Below are 16,643 nucleotides of genomic sequence, written 5' to 3' on the forward strand. Positions count from 1 at the left end.
GGCTCACCCCTGGACCGGGTCGAGGTCCACCACGCCGGCCAGGTCGATCGGCGAGGGGTAGGCGAAGACCAGCGCCACCGGCACCTCAACACCGAGGGCGTCCTGTAGGCGGGCGGTGATCTGGAAAGCGGCCAGGGAATCGCCGCCTGCCTCGAAGAAGTCGCTGGCGGCGTCCAGGTGCTCATCGCCCAGGGTCTCGCGGTAGATCGCGGCGATCAGTTCGGGCACGTCCACCTTGAGGTCGTTGGTCATGGCTGTCCTTTCGCTGTGGTGTTTCCGCCGGAGACGATCGCGACGGCGGTGCCGGTCCACCCGGCGCGCAGCGCGCCCGCGAGGGCGACCGCGCCACTGGGTTCGGCGTGGAACCCGTTGCGCCGCAACAGGTCGAGTGCGTGACGGACGGCCTCGTCGGACACGCCGATCAGGTCGTCCACCCGGTGCTCGATGATCGGGAACGGCACCTCGCCGGGTCGCTGGCCGCGCAGGCCGTCGGCGATGGTGTCCGGTGGCGGCAGTTCGACCAGTTGCCCGGCGGCGAGTGAGCGCGCGTACCGGCGGCAGGCGGCGGGTTCCACGCCGATCACCCGGACCGTGCTGCCCAGTGCGGCCAGGCAGGAACCCGCGAGCAGACCGCCGCCACCGGTGGGGACGAAGATCGTGTCGGTGTCGGGTGCGTCGGCGAGGATTTCCAGGGCGACCGTGCCCGCGCCCGCGACCACCAGGTCGTGGTCGGAGGAGGGCAGCAGGAACGCGCCGGTGTTCGCGGCCAGTTCCCGGGTGTGTCGTTCGCGGTCGGCCACGCCCCCGGGCACCGTGACGATGTCCGCGCCGAGTTCCCGGATCCGGGCGGCCTTGACCGGACTGGCTCCCGTGGCCATCACAACCGTGACGGTGACGCCGAGCCGGGCGCCCAGGGTGGCCACCGCGATGCCGTGGTTGCCGGAGGATCCGGCGACGACGGCGGTGACCCCGTTGCCCAGCAGGGCGTTGGCCGCGCCGCGGAGTTTGAACGAACCGCTGCGCTGGCGGTGCTCGGCCTTGAGTCGCAGGCCGGGCAAGCACGGCAGCAGCGGGGTGTGCCGGATCTGCGCGGCGATCCGGTCCGCGGCGGCCGAGACGTCGGCGTGGCCGAGTTGCAGGGCGGGCGTGGTCATCGGGCCAGTGCCTTGCGGTCGGTCTTGCCGGTGCTGGTGGTGGGCAGCTGGTCGATTCGGGCGAACCGGCGCGGCATCAGGTGCGGTGGCAGGGTTTTTCCGAGATGGGCGCGCAGGTCGGCGTCGGTGGTGGTCGTGAGGTCACCCGTGATGTGGGCGATCAGGTGGCCGCGGCCGCGGTCGTCGGTGGCGGCGGTGATGACCGCGCCGGTGACCGCGGGGTGGGTCAGCAGGGCGGATTCGACCTCGGCCGGGTCGACCCGGTAGCCGCGGATCTTGATCTGCCGGTCCACCCGGCCCAGGTACTCCAGGATGCCGTCCTCGGTGCGGCGGGCCAGATCGCCGGTGCGGTACCTGCGGGAGCCGGGTTCGCCGAAGGGATCCGGTCGGAAGCGGTCCGCGGTGAGGCCGGGGCGGTCCGCGTACCCGCGCGCCACGCCCACACCGCCGAGGTGGATCTCGCCGATGGTGTTGGGCGGCACCGGGTTTCCTTGCTCGTCCAGGAGGTGCGCGGTGACGCCGTCCACCGGCACGCCGATGTGGTCGGCGCTGAGGTCGGGGACGACCGGGACGCGGTGGCGGGTGGAGGTCATGGTGCACTCGGTCGGGCCGTACTGGTTGACCAGGCTGCCCGCGATCAGGTCCCGGCCACCGGCGGCGAGGAAGGGGCGCAGGGACTCGCCGCTGGACACCACGAGTCGCAGGCGGTACAGGTCTGCGGCGATGTCCTTGTGCTGGGCCAGGAAGGTGAGGAAGGACGGGGTCACGCTGAGCACGGTGTTGACCTCGTACCGGCGGATCACCTCGGCGAACCCGTTGGCGCGCAACAGGGATTCCCGTTGCGCGAGCACCAGTCGGCCGCCCGCGAGCAGTGGGGCGAAGATGTCCCGGATGGAGGCGTCGTAGCCCAGCGGGGCCAGTTGCACGGCGGTGGTGTGCGGGCCGAGGTCGTAGTCCCTGGCCAGGAAGCGCAGGTAGGAGTCCAGGCCGCGGCGTTCGATCAGTACCGCGTTGGGGGTTCCGGTGGATCCGGAGGTGTGGCTGACGTAGGCCAGCGACCGGGGTGACACGGCGGGCAGGGGTGCGATGGCCGGGGTGAGCCGGTCCAGCAGGGTGGTGCGGCCAGGGAAAGGCAGCTTGACCTGGCTGGTGGTCAGCAGATGCGCCGTCTGTCCACTGTGGAGCATGACGGCCAGGCGCTGGGGTGGCTGGTCGATATCCAGGGTCAGGAACGCGCCGCCGGCGTGCAGCACGGCGGCCATGGCGACCACCGCGTCCACGCCCCTGGGCACGGCGATGGCGCAGACCTGTTCCGGGCGCAGCCCTTCGACCACCAGGCATTGGGCCAGTCGGACGATCCGGTTGCGCAGTTCGCCGTAGGACACGGTGCGGTCCGGGGTGATGATCGCGGGGGTGTGCGGTGGGTTGGCCAGCAGCTCGTCGACGAAGCCGGTCATGACGCACCGCCGGTCTGGTCCACCGCGACGAAGCGGAGTTCGGAGGTGTAGCGCTGGCCCTGGTCGTCGGTGAGCCAGGCCTGTTCCGGGTTGGGCAGCATCTCGCTGACCGTGATCCGGCCCTCCGGGTCGGTGCGGGCGAGGCGGCGGGCGGCCTTGGCCAGGATGTTGACGTAGACCGGGCTGTCGAAGTCGACGTAGAACGGGCGGGGTTCGGTGGGCGAGGTGACGAAGACGTACCGGGGCAGCTCCAGTTCCGCCCGCCACTGCCGGGCCTTGACGAACCGGCGGGCCTCGCTCTTCTCCGCGGTGAACTCCAGGCTCGCGGCGGTGAATCGCCAGGTCTCCCTGGCGATGATCATCCGGTCCACGGTGATCCGCGGCGAGTGCTCGGCGTCGGTGCGCAGCGAGAAGCGGTCCATGACCCGGTTGGTGAGCGCGTTGCCGAATACATCCAGGAGTGGGAACTCGGCGCCGTCGGGCAGGATCGCGAGCAGCCGGCCGTCCCGGTCGAGCACCTGGACGTCTGCGCTGTTGAGGGCGCGCGGGTTGTGCGGATCGGCGGTGTAGTCGACCATGCCGGCGAAGTAGTCCTCGGGACGCACCAGGGATGGACGGCTGCGGGTGGACCAGCGTGGCGGCTGTTCCTTGGGCAGCATGGGCATCAGCCGCGGACCGGGGAAGTCCATTGTGGTCTCGGCGAGCAGCTCGTTGATGTCCGGGTGCTGCATGGCGAACAGGGAAGCGCCGACAGTGTTCATGGCCACGTGCAGTTCGCCGAGCACCAGCTCGAACTCGCCGCGGGCCACCGCGTCGGCGTCCTCGGCCAGGATCAGCACGTCCGGACTCACGTATCGGGCAATATTCCAAGCGTCGCCGGGTTCGCTGAACGCCGCCTCCACCTGGTCTTTCAGGTCCACTGAGGACAGTCGAACCCGGCGGGCGCCCTCGGGCGCGTTGATGATCCGGGTCCAGCGTTCGCGCAGTTCGGCCTGGATGCGGTCGATCTCGGCGGTGGAGTCGGGGTGTGGCACCGGGAGGCATTCGAACCAGAGCGCGCCCAGGTCGACCTGGCCGTGCTTGGCCAGCAGCTTCTCGTACGCGGCGCGGATGCGGGTGGTCATCGACTCGGCGAACCGGTTGGTGAGCCAGCGGGCCGCGGTCAGGCACAGGGCCAGTGGGGTGAGTTCGGCCAGCACGGCCGAGCCCAGGGTGGCGGTGGCCGAGCGGCGGCAGTCGGAGTACACCAGTGAGCGGCAGGGCGCGGTGCGGCTGTTCTTGGCCCGGACCGCGGCGGACTCGGTGAGCGCGGCGAAGTCCTGTTCCAGCGCGGCCATCGCCGCGGACAGCGCGTCCGCGTCACCATAGGCGTGGTGGATGCGTTGTTTGGCCTGTTCCAGCACGGCGAGTTTGGCCAGGGCGCGGTCGCGGACCGCCGGGTCGCCGACTCGCTCCATTGTGGACCGCAGGTGTTGCTCGGGGTGCGCGGTGGTCGGGACCTCCAGCCGCCACACCGCCCAGCGCCGCTTGACCAGGTCGTCAATCCCGGCCAGCACCGCCTCCTGGGTCCGGCCGAGCTGGGCGGCCAGGTCTACCGGGGAGCGGGTGCCGTCGCAGTGCAGCAGGAGTTCGCGCTGGTCCGGGGTGATCGGTTGAGGTGGGCGACCGGGCAGGTGCACGGTGTCGGCGTTGATCCGGACGAAGGACACTCGGCGCGGCGGGGTCCAGCGGCGCAGGGCGGGGTCCTCGCCGAGCACGCGGGCGAGGGTGTCGATGGCCCAGCTGGAGAAGTACACAGTGGACTCGGCGATCAGCCCCTCGCCAGGATCGACCGTCACGCCTTCCTGTGCCAGGTCCCAGCGACCCCAGCCGACCGGGCCGAAGAAGCCGATGGTGTCGTTCTTGACGCAGAACCGCTGCCAGTAGTGGGCCACCAGTTCCTCGCGCTGGCGGGGCATGCTGCTGCGCCCGGCCGCGGTGGGAGTCCAGTCCAGGAAGGGCTTGATGCCAGTGCCGAGCACGGTGCGGTTCTGCCAGGCCACCGCGGCGCGGAAGTCGGGCCGGGCCGCGATGTCCTGGAGTTCCAGGGCGGTCCGCACCGCGGCCGTGCCGAACTCCTCCTCGAAGGCAGTCCAGTCCACACCGGACAGTGGGGTGCCCCGGTCGAACTTGTCCGCGGCCGCGGCCAGGCCCTCCGGGGCCAGCCGGAGCACTCCGGCCGCGGGGAAACCGGGGCCACGCAGAGAGAACTGGGACCACAGCCGCCAGCCGCCGGTGGGGAGGAAGACGTTGTCGGACATCGCGACGGACACCTTTCGGATCAGGCCGTGCACCATTCCAGGACGGCGCGTGCGCTGTGGTACTTGTTCTCCGCCTGCGTGAACGCGATGCTGGCCGGGCCGTCGAGCACCTCGGCGGTGACCTCCTCGCCGCGGTGCGCGGGCAGGTCGTGCATGAACACCGCGCCGGGACAGGCTGACAGCAGCGCACTGTCCACTTGGAACGGTGCGAAGATCGTGCGCCAGTCGGGGTCGGGTTTGCTGGTGCCGGTGGTCTGCCAGCGGGTGGTATAGACGACGTCGACCTCGGGCAGGTCGGCCAGGTCGTGTCGCTGCTCGATCCGGGCGCCGCTACGTTTGGCGCTGATCTCGCCGCGTTCGACGAAGCTCGCCGGGACGCCATAGCCGGGTGGCGTGCGCAGGTGCAGTTCGGTGCCGGGGAAGCGGGGCAGGGCCAGGGTCAGCGCGGTCGCGGTGTTGTTGCCCTCCCCCGCGTACAGCACGCGAAGCCCGTCGACCCGGCCGAAGTGGCGGGTCAGCGTGGTGAGGTCGGTGAGGGCCTGGGTGGGGTGTTCCTCCGCGGTCATCGCGTTGATCACCGCCATCCGCTGTTGGGCCGCGTAGGCGCGGAGTTCCCGTTCCGGTCCGGCGGTGCGGGCGACCAGGACGTCGAGCATGCCGGCGAGGACCGCGCCAGTGTCCTCGACGGACTCGCCGGTGTTCTCCTGGAGGTCGCCGGGACCGTAGGTGATCAGCTGGGCGCCCAGGCGCAGCGCGCCGGCGGAGAAGGCGGTGCGGGTGCGGGTGGAGGTGCGGCGGAACAGCACCGCGACCACCAGGTCCCGCAACGGTCTCGCGCCTTCGAGGTCGCCCGCGGAATATTCGGCGCCGCGCTGGACCAGCCAGCGCAGGTCCTCATCGGACAGATCGTCGATGGAGATCAGGTGTCGTCGGTCGGACATCGTTGACTCCTCACCGGTTCCGGGTGCTGTGCAGGGCGTCGCGGAGCACGTCGAGTCCACGGTCCAGCCGGGCGATGTCGATGGTCAGCGGCGGCAGCACCTTGATCACCTCGTCGTGGCGGCCGCACAGCTCCACGATCAGGCCGTGCTCGAAGGCGTGTCGCTGCACCAGATCCGCGCGCTCCGGCCCACCGGCATCGGCCAGGTCGATGCCCAGGGCCATGCCGCGGCCGCGGGTGGTGATCGCCGGGTCCAGGAGTTCGGTGCGGAAGCGGTCCAGACGCCGGGACGCCACGGCCAGGTCGGTGTGGAACTTGGTCTGCCGCCACAGGTCCAAGGCGGCGGTGGCGGCGACGAAGGCGAGCTGGTTGCCGCGGAAGGTGCCGGTGTGCTCGCCCGGCTCCCACACGTCCAGGTCGCGACGGAACAGGGTCAGCGACAGCGGGAGTCCGTAGCCGCCGATGGACTTGGACACGGTGACCATGTCCGGCACCACCCCGGCGTGCTCGAAGCAGAAGAAGGTGCCGGTGCGGCCACAACCGGCCTGGATCTCGTCGAAGATCAGCAGGATGCCGTGCCGCTCGGTGAGCGCGCGCAGGGAACGCAGCCAGTCCGGGGAGGCCGGGTAGATGCCGCCCTCCATCTGCATCGGCTCCACGATCACCGCGGCCGGGATCTCGAAGCCGGAGGACGGGTCGGCGAGCAGCCGTTCCAGGTAGCCGACCGAGTCGAAGGTCCCTTGTGGACTGTCCTCATAGGGCACGAAGGTGACTTCGGATGGCCCGATGCCGCCGGCTCGGCGGGCGCGGCGGCTGCCGGTGACGGCCAGGGAGCCGCGGGACATGCCGTGGTAGGCACCAGTGAAGGCGACCAGGCCGGTGCGGCCGGTGGCCTTGCGGGCCAGTTTGAGCGCGGCCTCGACCGCGTCGGTGCCGGTGGGCCCACAGAACTGGATCTTGTAGTCCAGGTCGCGCGGCCGGAGCACGATCTCGGCGAAGGCGTTGAGGAACTCGCGTTTGGCCACGGTGTGCATGTCCAGGCCGTGCACGATGCCGTCGGCGGCCAGGTACTCGGTGAGGCGGCGCTTGATGAAGTCGTTGTTGTGCCCGTAGTTCAGGGTGCCCGCGCCGCAGAAGAAGTCGATGAAGACCCGGCCGTCCTCGCCGTGCAGTTCGGCGCCCTTGGCGCGGTGGAAGACGATCGGGAACTTCCGGCAGTAGCTGCGCACCTCGGATTCGAGGTCCTGGAACACCGAGAAGTCGGTGGCCGCGGTGTGCGTGCCGGGGTGGTGCGCGGTGACGGTCATCGTGGGGTCCTCTCGGGTGGTGGCGGTCAGCGCTCGCCGGGTTCGGCCAGCAGAGCGGCGACTTCTTCGTCGGAGAGTTGGTCGATCTCCGCCTCGATCGCCTGCTGCACCGCCTCGGCCAGGGTGGCGACGGTGGTGGCCTCGAACAGGCGGCGCAGCGGCAGGTCGATGCCGAAGACCACGTTCAGCCGGGCCAGCACACGGGTGGCGAGCAGGGAGTGCGCGCCGAGGGCGAACACGTCGTCCTCGACCCCGATCCGGCTCAGACCCAGCACCTCGCCCCAGATCCCGGACACGATGTGCTCGGTCGGGGTTCTTGGTGCCAGATAGGGGCTTTCGAGGTCCGGGCGGTCGATCTCGGGTTGTGGCAACGCCTTGCGGTCGACCTTCTTGCTCGGGGTGAGCGGCAGTTCGGGCAGGAAGGTCCACAGGCCGGGCACCATGTACTCGGGCAGTCGCTCCGCCGCGAACGCGCGCAGGTCGGTGATCTCCGGTGTCCGGTCCTGCGCCACCAGGTAGGCGACCAGTCGCCGGTCGCCGGGCTGGACGTCCCTGGCCACCACGACCGCGGCGCGGACCGCCGGGTGCTGGGCGAGCACGGCTTCGATCTCGCCGAGTTCGATCCGGAAGCCGCGGAGTTTCACCTGGTGGTCGATCCGGCCGAGGAAATCGATGGTGCCGTCGGGCAGGTAGCGCACCAGGTCGCCGGTGCGGTACAGGCGGGCGCCGGGTTCCGCGCCAAACGGGTCGGGGACGAACTTCTCCGCGGTCAGTTCGGGTCGCCGGTGGTAGCCGCGGGCCAGCCGAAAGCCGCCGAGCAGCAGTTCTCCTGGCACACCAACGGGTACCGGGTCACCATGTCTGTCCACAATGTACGCGCGGGTGCCGGGCACCGGGCGGCCGATGGGCAGGGCGGCCTCGGCGCGGGCCTCGGCGGGTACGGTGGTGATGGGGCGTAGCAGGCAGGTGACGGTGGCCTCGGTGGGGCCGTAGTTGCACAGGAACCGGCCGGGAAGTCCGGTCGCGGCCCACTGCCGGGCGTCCTCGACGGTGACGACGTCGCTGCCGACGTTCATCAGGCGCAGGCCACGCAGTCGCGGATCGCCGGGCTGGAGAGTGCGCAGGACCTCGCGGTAGTAGGCGGGGGTGATCTCCATGATGGTGATGCCGTGTTCGTGGATCCGGTCGGGCAGTTCGGCCGGGCTCCAGAACAGCGGGTCGGCCACCACGATGCTCGCGCCGACCAGCAGGGTGGCCGCGATCTGGTCCATGGCCACGTCGAAGGTCAGCGCGGACAGCAGTACCACCCGGTCGGTCGGGAGGATGTCGTACTGCTCGGCGATGACCCGGCAGTGGTGGGCGTAGGAGCCGTGTTCGATCAGCACGCCCTTGGGACGCCCGGTCGAACCCGAGGTGAAGATCATGTAGGCCAGGTGGGCCGGGGTGGCCAGCGGAGTGAGGTTGGTCGCCGGGCGGTGGGCGATGGCCTGGGCCTCGTCGGACAACCTAACGACCGGTCGGTCGGTGGACAGGTGCCGGTCGCCGGTGGTGATCACCAGGTGCGCGGTGGCGTCGGCGAGCATGAAGGTGAGCCGGTCGGCCGGATGGTCCGGGTCGATCGGGACGTAGGCGCCACCGGCTTTGAGCACGGCGAGCAGGGAGATCACCGCGTCCAGGCCGCGGTCCAGGCAGACCGCGACGATGGTCTCCGGGCCGACGCCGTGCGCGCGCAGGTGGTGGGCGAGCTGGTTGGCGCGGGCGTTGAGTTCGGCGTAGCTGAGTCGTTCGGGGCCGAAGGAGACCGCTTCGGCGTCCGGGTGCTGTTGCACGCGCTGCTCGAACAGCGCGGGCACGCAAGCCGGGGTTTCCACGGGGGCCCGCGGGTTCCACTCGTGCCGGAGCTGGTGCTGCTCGGGTTCGGTGAGCATGGACAGTGCGTCGAGCGGCAGGGCTGGGTTGGTGACGGCGTCGTGCAACAGGTGCAGGTAGTGCCCGGCCATCCGCTGGATCGTGGACTCGTCGAACAGCGCGGTGGCGTACTCGAACAGTCCGGTGAGACTGCCGTCGGCGCGACGGCCCAGGGACAGGGTGAGGTCGAACTTCGCGGTGTGCCACGGAGCCTGCACGCGTTCGACGGTCAGGCCGGGCAGGCGGAGTGGGGTGCGCTGGGCCTGTTGCAGCTCGAACATGACCTGGAACAGCGGGTTGCGGGACAGGTCGCGTTCGGGTTGGAGTTCGTCCACCAGGCGCTCGAAGGGCAGGTCCTGGTGAGCGAAGGCGCCGATCACGTGCTCGCGGACCTGGTCGATCAGCGCGCCGAAACTGGGGACACCGGCGAGGGATTCGCGCAGCACCACCGTGTTCAGGAAGGCGCCGAGCATGTCCTCCACCTCGGCCCTGGTGCGCCCGGCCACCGGGGTGCCGACCGCGACGTCGGACTGGCCGGTGTGCCGGGACAGCAGGAGGTGGAAGGCGGCCAGCAGCACCATGAACGGGGTGGCGCCGTGTACGCGGGCCAGGGTGTCGACGGCGGTGGTGGTGTCGGCGGGGATCTCGATGGCGAGCAGGTCACCACGACTGTCCCTTGTAGACGGGCGCGGGCGGTCGCTCGGGAGTTCGAGCTGGGGCAGGTGGGCGAGGCGGTCGCGCCAGTAGATCAGGTGGCGTTCGGGCTCGGGGCCGGTGGACCAGTGGTGTTGCCAGGCGGCGAAGTCCGCGTACTGGACCGTGGGTGCGGTGGGCGGGTTGTCGCCGGTGGTGCGGGATTCGTAGTAGTGGCCCAGGTCGCGGGTGAGCACGTCGATGGACCAGGCGTCGACCGCGATGTGGTGGGCGGTGAGCGCGATCAGGTGCTCGTCCGGGCGGATGCGGATCAGCAAGGCGCGGAACGGGATGTCCTCATCCAGCGCGAACGGGCGGGCGGTGTCGGCGTGCACCAGGGTTTCCGCCTGGGTGACGGCTTCCTGGTAGGGCAGCGTGGTCAGGTCGATCGGGTGCAGGTCGAGGCTGACGGCCGGGTCTATGAGCTGGATCGGATCGCCCAGCGGGGCCAGGTAGCGGGTGCGCAGGATCTCGTGCCGGGCCACCACATCGTCCAGGGCGCCGCTGAACGCGGTGAGGTCCAGGGGGCCGCGCAGGCACAGGACCAGGGGCACCAGGTATTCGGCGCTGCCGGGTTCGAGCTGGTCCAGGAACCACATCCGGCGCTGGGCCGAGGATGGCGGCAGGTCGACATCCCGTGGCACCCGGACGATCGGGTCGACTCGTCTGTCCGATGTGGACACCAGGTCGGCGAGCGATCCGACGGTGCGGCGGGTGAAGACCTCGGCGACCGGTATGTCCACGCCGAAGGCGGTGCGCAGCCGGAAGACCAGGCGGGTGGCGAGCAGAGAATGCCCGCCCAGGGCGAAGAAGTCGTCGGTCGCGCCGACCCTGGCAGTGCCGAGCAGTTCGGCGAACTGGGCGGCGATGGTGATTTCGGCCGGGGTGCGGGGTTCGACGTGGTCGGTAGCGGTGTCGAGGCCGTCGAGGCCGGGCAGCGCGGCTCGGTCGATCTTGCCGCTGGCGGTGAGCGGCAGTGCGTCCAGGAAGCGCAGTACGGCGGGGATCATGGCTTCGGGCAGCCGATCAGCGAGGTGCGCCCGGATTTCGGCCGGGTCGGTCTCGGTGCTGGTGACCAGGTGTGCGACCAGGCGCTGGTCGGCGCCGACGGCGTAGACCTCGACTGCGGCGGCGGTGATCGCGGGGTGTTCGCACAGCGCGATCTCGATCTCGCCGGGTTCGATCCGGACGCCGCGCAGTTTGACCTGGCGGTCCATGCGGCCCAGGTATTCGAGCACGCCGTCCGCGCGCCACCGGGCCAGGTCGCCGGTGCGGTAGAGGCGTTCGCCGGGTTCGACCGGGAACGGGTTGGGCGCGAAGCGTTCCGCGGTGAGGTCGCCGCGGCCGTGGTAGCCGCGGGCCAGGTTGACTCCGGCCACACACAGTTCGCCGGGCACGCCGATCGGGGCGAGCTGGTTGTCCCGGTCGAGGACCAGGATCCGGGTGTTGTCCAGTGGGCGGCCGATGGCGACGATCTCGTTGGGCTCGTCGCCGGTGTACTGCCAGGCGGTGACGTCGATGGCGCATTCGGTCGGGCCGTAGGTGTTGGTGAGCCGCACCGGGACCTGGCGGAGCAGGTCGTCGCACAGGTCGGCTGGCAGGGGTTCGCCCGCGCAGAACACCAGGCGCAGCGCGGTGCAGTCGGCCAGACCTGGTTGCTGGACCAGGATTCTCAGCACCGAGGGCACCAGCTGGAGCACGGTGACCCGGTGTTCGATCATCGCGGCGACCATGGCGGCCGGGTCGCGGGGCACGCCGTCGGCGGCGACCACCACGGTGCCGCCGGAGACCAGCGGGGCCAGGAACTCCCACATCGAGGCGTCGAAGCTGACCGTGGTCTTCTGCAGCACCCGGTCGGCCGGGCCGAGGCCGTGTTCGCGCACGGTCCACAGCACCCGGTTGCGGATGGCCTCGTGGCTGATCACCACACCCTTGGGGCGGCCGGTGGAGCCGGAGGTGTAGATGACGTAGGCGGCACCGGCCGAGTCCAGTGTGGACAGTGTGTCAGTGCTGGGCCGCGGTCCTGGTTCGTCCAGCAGCAACAATGGAATCCGGGTGTCCGGAAGGTCGTCGCGGATCCAGGACTGGCTGATCAGGACCTGGGCGCCGCTGTCCCGGAGCACGTGTTCTCGGCGCTGCGGCGGGTGGGCCGGGTCGATCGGGACGTAAGTGGCCCCGGCCTTGAGCACCCCGAGCACGGCGGTGACCAGGTCGACGTCCCGGCGCAGGGCGACCGCCACCGGGGTTTCCGGGCGGACGCCGAGGGTGCGCAGCTGCCGGGCCAGGCGGTCGGCGCGGGTGTGCAGTTCGGCGTAGGTCAGCGTGGTGTTGCCGAAGATCACCGCGGTGGCGCCCGGGGTGCGGTAGGCCTGTTCGGTGACCAGGTCGGGCAGGGTGGCCGCGGGGCGCTGGGTCCAGGCATCGGTCCAGCCGGTGGTGAGGCGGGAACGCTCGGTGTCGTCGAGGACGTCGGCCTGGTGCAGCGGGCGATCGGGGTCGGCCAGCACGGCGGCGAGCAGACGTCCGTAGTGCCCGGCCAGGCGTTCCACAGTGGACTCGTTGAACAGGGCGGTGGCGTACTCGAAGCCACAGCGCAGCGAGCCGTCGGTGCGGTGCAGCACGGAGAGCATCAGGTCGAACTTGGCGATGGGCCAGCTGATCCCGATCTGCTCGACACCCAGTCCGGGCAGGGTGAACGGGGCCGGATTGTCCGGGCGGACCTCGAACATCACCTGGAACAGCGGGTTGCGGGACGGGTCGCGGTCGGGGGCGAGTTCGGCCACGATCCGCTCGAACGGGATGTCGGCGTGCGCGTAGGCGTCCAGGGCGGTGTCGCGGACCCGGGTGAGCAGGTCGGTGAAGCTTGGATTGCCGCTGAGATCGCCGCGCAGCACCAGGGTGTTGGCGAAGAAGCCGAGCAGGGCGTCCAGTTCGGGGCGATCACGTCCGGCGACCGCGGTGCCGACCGGGATGTCCTGGCCGCCGCCGTGCCGGGCGAGCAGGGCCTGGAAGGCGGCCAGCAGCACCATGAACGGGGTCGCACCGTGTTGCCGGGCCAGGGTTTCCGCGGCGCGGCCGAGTTCCGCGGGCAGTTCGATGGCCAGCCGGTCACCACGCCAGTCGCGTACCCGGGGGCGGCGTCGGTCGGTCGGTAAGTCCACTGTGGACAGATTTGCCAGGGTCCCGCGCCAGTGGTCGAGGCGGGTGGCGAACTCGGGGGTGTCCGCGGTAGCGCGCTGCCAGGTGGCGTAGTCCGCGTACTGCACCGGGGGCGGTGGCGGCGGGGTTTCGCCGTGGCGGCGGGCGGTGTAGAGGCGGTTGAGGTCGGTGGCCAGGACCTCGGCGGACCAGCCGTCGGAGCTGATGTGGTGCAGGGTCAGCAGGAACAGGTGGTCGGTGGCGCCGACCCGGATCAGGGTGGCACGGGCCGGGAGCTGGGTGGCCAGGTCGAAGGGCTGCCGCAGGTCGGCGTGCACCAGGTCCAGGGGGTCGCCGTCGGTGTTCAGGGTGGTGAACGGGATCCGCGCGGCCGGGTCGACGAGCTGGACTGGTTCGCCGTCCTGTTCGGCGTAGCGGGTGCGCAGGATCGCGTGCCGGTCGGCCAGGTCCTGCACGGCATCACGTAGTGCGGGTTCGTCGAGTTCGCCGGTCAGGCGCAGGGCGAACGGGACCAGGTAGTCGGTGCCACCGGGGGCGAGCCGGTCCAGGAACCACAGGCGCTGCTGGGCGAAGGACAGCGGCAGCGGACCGTCGTGGGAGACCGGGGTGATCGGCAACTGACCGGGTCCGGCGGCGGTGATCACCTCGGCCAGGCGGGCCACGGTGCGCGCGGTGAAGACCTCGGCCAGGGGCAGTTCGACGTCGAGCTGGGTGCGCAGCCGGGCGGCGATCCGGGTGGCGAGCAGGGAGTTGCCGCCGAGCAGGAAGAAGTCCTCGTGCACACCAACCCGCGGCAGCTCAAGGAATTCGGCCCAGACCGCGGCCACCGCGTGCTCGATCGGAGTGCGCGGGGCGACCTGTTCGACGTCGGTGGGCCGGCGATGTGCGGCCGGGTCGGGCAGGGCCTTGCGATCGACCTTGCCACTGGCGGTCTTGGGCAGCACGGGCAGCACCACGTACTGGGCGGGCACCAGGTGTTCGGGCAGGTGCTGGCCCAGTTTGACGCGCAGGCCGGCGACGTCGATGTCCACTGTGGACGCCAGGTAGGCGACCAGGTTGCCGCGGTGCGCGACCACGGCGGCCTCCCGGATGTCCGGGTGCGTGGTCAGCGCGGCCTCGACCTCGCCGGGTTCGATCCGGAAGCCACGGATCTTGATCTGGGTGTCCACTCTGGACACGAACTCCAGTTCACCGTCGGCCCGGTGCCGTACCAGGTCGCCGCTGCGGTACAGCCGTGCGCCGGGGGTGAACGGGTCGGGCACGAACTTGGCCGCGGTGAGCGCGCTCTGGTTGTGGTAGCCGCGGGCGACCTGGTCACCGCCGATGTACAGCTCCCCCACCGCACCCGGCAGCACCGGCCGCAGCTCGGTGTCCAGGACGTACATGGTGGTGTTGGCGATCGGCGCGCCGATCGGCAGCGGGCCGGGATCGAGTTCACCGGCCCGGCGGATGAGCACCGAGCAGCCGACAGTGGTTTCGGTGGGTCCGTATTCGTTGAACACCACGGTGTCCGGGGCGTGCCGCCGCCACGGGTCGAGCAGTGCGCCGGTGAGCAGCTCGCCGCCGGCGACCACGTGCGGGGCACCGGTGCGCAGGGCGTGCGGGGAGAGTTCCTGGCCGAGCACGCCGACGTGCGTGGGGGTGAGCTTGAGCAGGTCGAAGGTGTTGTGCTCCAAGGCATTCACCAGCGCGTCCAGGCCGGCTGAGCCGTCGTCGGCAGTGAGGGTGACCGGGATGCCGGTGAGCAGCGCGGGGTAGAGCGAGGTGACCGGCAGGTCGAAGGCGACCGAGGAATAGAGCGCGGTGCCGTGGGTGTGGCTGCCGTAGGCGCTGGCCGCCCAGCTGACGTAGTTGACCAGGTTGCGGTGGGTGATGGTGACACCCTTGGGCTTCCCGGTGGAGCCGGAGGTGAAGATCACGTAGGCGGCGTTGTCCGGGTGGACCGCCTGGACCGGAGCCGTGGCGCCCGCGACGCCCTCGTCGGCCGGCACCGTCACGGTGGCCCCGGTCCAGTCCGCCGGCCCCGGCTCGCCACCGGTGACCAGCAGCGTTACCCCAGCCTCGGTAAGCAGATCGGCTCGCCGGGCGGCCGGGTCCGCCGGGTTCAGCGGTAGATAGGCCCCGCCCGCCTTCAACACTCCGAGCAGCGCCACCACCAGGTCGAAGCCGCGCGACAGGCACACTCCGACCAGTGACTCCGGCCCGATCCCCTTGCCCCGCAGCAGGTGGGCGAAGCCGTTGGCGCGCTGGTCCAGTTCGCGGAAGCTCAGCTCGCCGTCCGGACCGCGCAGGGCGACCGCGTCCGGGGTGCGCGCGGCCTGGACCGCGAACAGCTCGTGCAGGCAACCGCCGGGCAACGCGGTGGCGGTGTCGTTGTACTTGGCGATCAGGTCGCGGTGGTCCTCGGCGGAGATGAGTTCGATCTGTGCCACCGGAGTGTCCGGTGTGGACAGTGCGGTGCGCAGCAGTTGTTGGTAACCCTCGGCGATCCGGCGCACGGTGGACTCGTCGAACAACGCGGTGGCGTACTGGAGTCGCGCGGCCAGGGTGCCGTCGGCGCGGATGTCCATATCCAGCAACAGATCGAACGGGGTGCCCAGCAGCGGGGTGGGCACCAGGTCGGTGTCCAGGCCGGGCAGGGTGATCGGCTCGGCCACCGCGTTGCGCAGCGAGAAGGAGACCTGGAACAGCGGGTTGCGGGACAGATCGCGGTCCGGGGCCAACTCCGACACGATCCGCTCGAACGGCACCTCAGCGTGCGAGAACGCGGCCAGTGCGGCGACCCGCACCCGGTCCACCAGGTCACCGAAGGTTGGCCGGCCGGAGACGTCGCCGCGCAGCACCAGGGTGTTGGCGAACAGGCCGATCAACGGTTCGGCCTCGGTGCGGGTGCGACCGGCGACCGGAGTGCCCACGGCGAGGTCGGTCTGCCCGGTGTAGCGGGCCAGCAACGCCTCGAAAGCGGCCAGCAGCACCATGAACCGGGTGGCGCGGCGGCTCCTGGCGTAGGCGTCGACCTGGGCGACCAGCTCGGGCGGCAGCTGGAACCGGACCACATCGCCCGCCCCGTCCCAGACGGTAGGGCGCGGCCGGTCGGTGGGCAGTTCCAGTGGGGTCAGGCCGTCGAGTCCGGTGCGCCAGAAGTCGAGCTGCTTGCTCAGCCGGTCCCCGGTGAGTCGCTCCCGCTGCCAGGCGGCGAAGTCCGCGTACTGCAAGGACAACTCGGGCAACTCGGCAGCGGGACCGCCGGTGCGCTCGTGGTATCCGGCGGCCAGCTCACGGGCCAGCACGCCCCAGGACCAGCCGTCGAAGGCGATGTGGTGCACCACGAACAGCAGCAGGTGCTCGTCCGCGGCCAGGCGCACCAGGGTCAGCCGCAGTGGCGGCGCGGTGCTCAGGTCGATCGGGCGGCGCAGTTCCAGCTCGACCAGCTCGGCCAGCCGGGTTTCGACATCCGGCGTCCCGTCAAGGTCGTGCATGCTGGGCACACTGTCCACTTCGGACTCAATGATCTGCCCGACCGTGGTGTAGCGGGTGCGCAGGATCTCGTGCCGCGCGATGATCCCGTGGAACGCCCCGGTCAGTGCGGACACATCCAACTCGCCGTGCACCCGCAGCGCCAGTGGCAGCAGGTAGTCCGGCGCGCCGGGACGGAGCTGGTCGAGGAACAACAGCCGTTGCTGTGCGAACGACGTCACCCTGGCACCGCTGTCCACCGGTCACCT

7 protein-coding genes are annotated in these 16,643 nt (G+C 70.8%); all 7 read right to left on the bottom strand.

Features of this window, described 5'->3' with window-relative positions; translation table 11 throughout:
• Positions 1-3: 3 nt before the first annotated feature.
• From ACTOWY_RS17615 to ACTOWY_RS17645, 7 genes are read right to left on the bottom strand one after another with little or no spacing between them, the layout of a single operon-like run.
• Positions 4-252 (bottom strand): phosphopantetheine-binding protein, encoded by a 249-nt coding sequence (locus ACTOWY_RS17615; protein WP_441310709.1) that lies wholly within the window; start codon positions 250-252, stop codon positions 4-6.
• Positions 249-1,154, bottom strand: a complete 906-nt coding sequence (locus ACTOWY_RS17620; protein ID WP_441310710.1) for a threonine ammonia-lyase — start codon at positions 1,152-1,154, stop codon at positions 249-251. The genes ACTOWY_RS17615 and ACTOWY_RS17620 overlap by 4 nt, the downstream gene beginning before the upstream one ends.
• Positions 1,151-2,611, bottom strand: a complete 1,461-nt coding sequence (locus tag ACTOWY_RS17625; protein WP_441310711.1) for an amino acid adenylation domain-containing protein — start codon at positions 2,609-2,611, stop codon at positions 1,151-1,153. Before ACTOWY_RS17625 ends, ACTOWY_RS17620 begins: the two co-directional genes overlap by 4 nt.
• Positions 2,608-4,911: a lantibiotic dehydratase gene (locus tag ACTOWY_RS17630; RefSeq protein ID WP_441310712.1), complete on the bottom strand. Its 2,304-nt coding sequence runs from the start codon at positions 4,909-4,911 to the stop codon at positions 2,608-2,610. The genes ACTOWY_RS17625 and ACTOWY_RS17630 overlap by 4 nt, the downstream gene beginning before the upstream one ends.
• A 20-nt stretch (positions 4,912-4,931) precedes the next feature.
• Complete coding sequence (locus ACTOWY_RS17635; protein ID WP_441310713.1) at positions 4,932-5,852, bottom strand: ornithine carbamoyltransferase; 921 nt, start codon at positions 5,850-5,852, stop codon at positions 4,932-4,934.
• A 10-nt stretch (positions 5,853-5,862) separates the two neighbouring features.
• Complete coding sequence (gene ectB / locus ACTOWY_RS17640) at positions 5,863-7,158, bottom strand: diaminobutyrate--2-oxoglutarate transaminase (RefSeq protein WP_441310714.1); 1,296 nt, start codon at positions 7,156-7,158, stop codon at positions 5,863-5,865.
• Positions 7,159-7,184: 26 nt separating this feature from the next.
• Positions 7,185-16,616: an amino acid adenylation domain-containing protein gene (locus ACTOWY_RS17645; protein ID WP_441310715.1), complete on the bottom strand. Its 9,432-nt coding sequence runs from the start codon at positions 16,614-16,616 to the stop codon at positions 7,185-7,187.
• Positions 16,617-16,643 lie beyond the last annotated feature (27 nt).

This window comes from Crossiella sp. CA198 (assembly GCF_052078295.1).
GTDB lineage: Bacteria > Actinomycetota > Actinomycetes > Mycobacteriales > Pseudonocardiaceae > Crossiella.

Excerpts from the sequence above, each read along its gene's own strand:
- ACTOWY_RS17615 (WP_441310709.1), bottom strand. The coding sequence starts at position 252 with ATGACCAACGACCTCAAGGTGGACGTGCCCGAACTGATCGCCGCGATC.
- ACTOWY_RS17620 (WP_441310710.1), bottom strand. The coding sequence starts at position 1,154 with ATGACCACGCCCGCCCTGCAACTCGGCCACGCCGACGTCTCGGCCGCC.
- ACTOWY_RS17625 (WP_441310711.1), bottom strand. The coding sequence starts at position 2,611 with ATGACCGGCTTCGTCGACGAGCTGCTGGCCAACCCACCGCACACCCCC.
- ACTOWY_RS17630 (WP_441310712.1), bottom strand. The coding sequence starts at position 4,911 with ATGTCCGACAACGTCTTCCTCCCCACCGGCGGCTGGCGGCTGTGGTCC.
- ACTOWY_RS17635 (WP_441310713.1), bottom strand. The coding sequence starts at position 5,852 with ATGTCCGACCGACGACACCTGATCTCCATCGACGATCTGTCCGATGAG.
- ectB (WP_441310714.1), bottom strand. The coding sequence starts at position 7,158 with ATGACCGTCACCGCGCACCACCCCGGCACGCACACCGCGGCCACCGAC.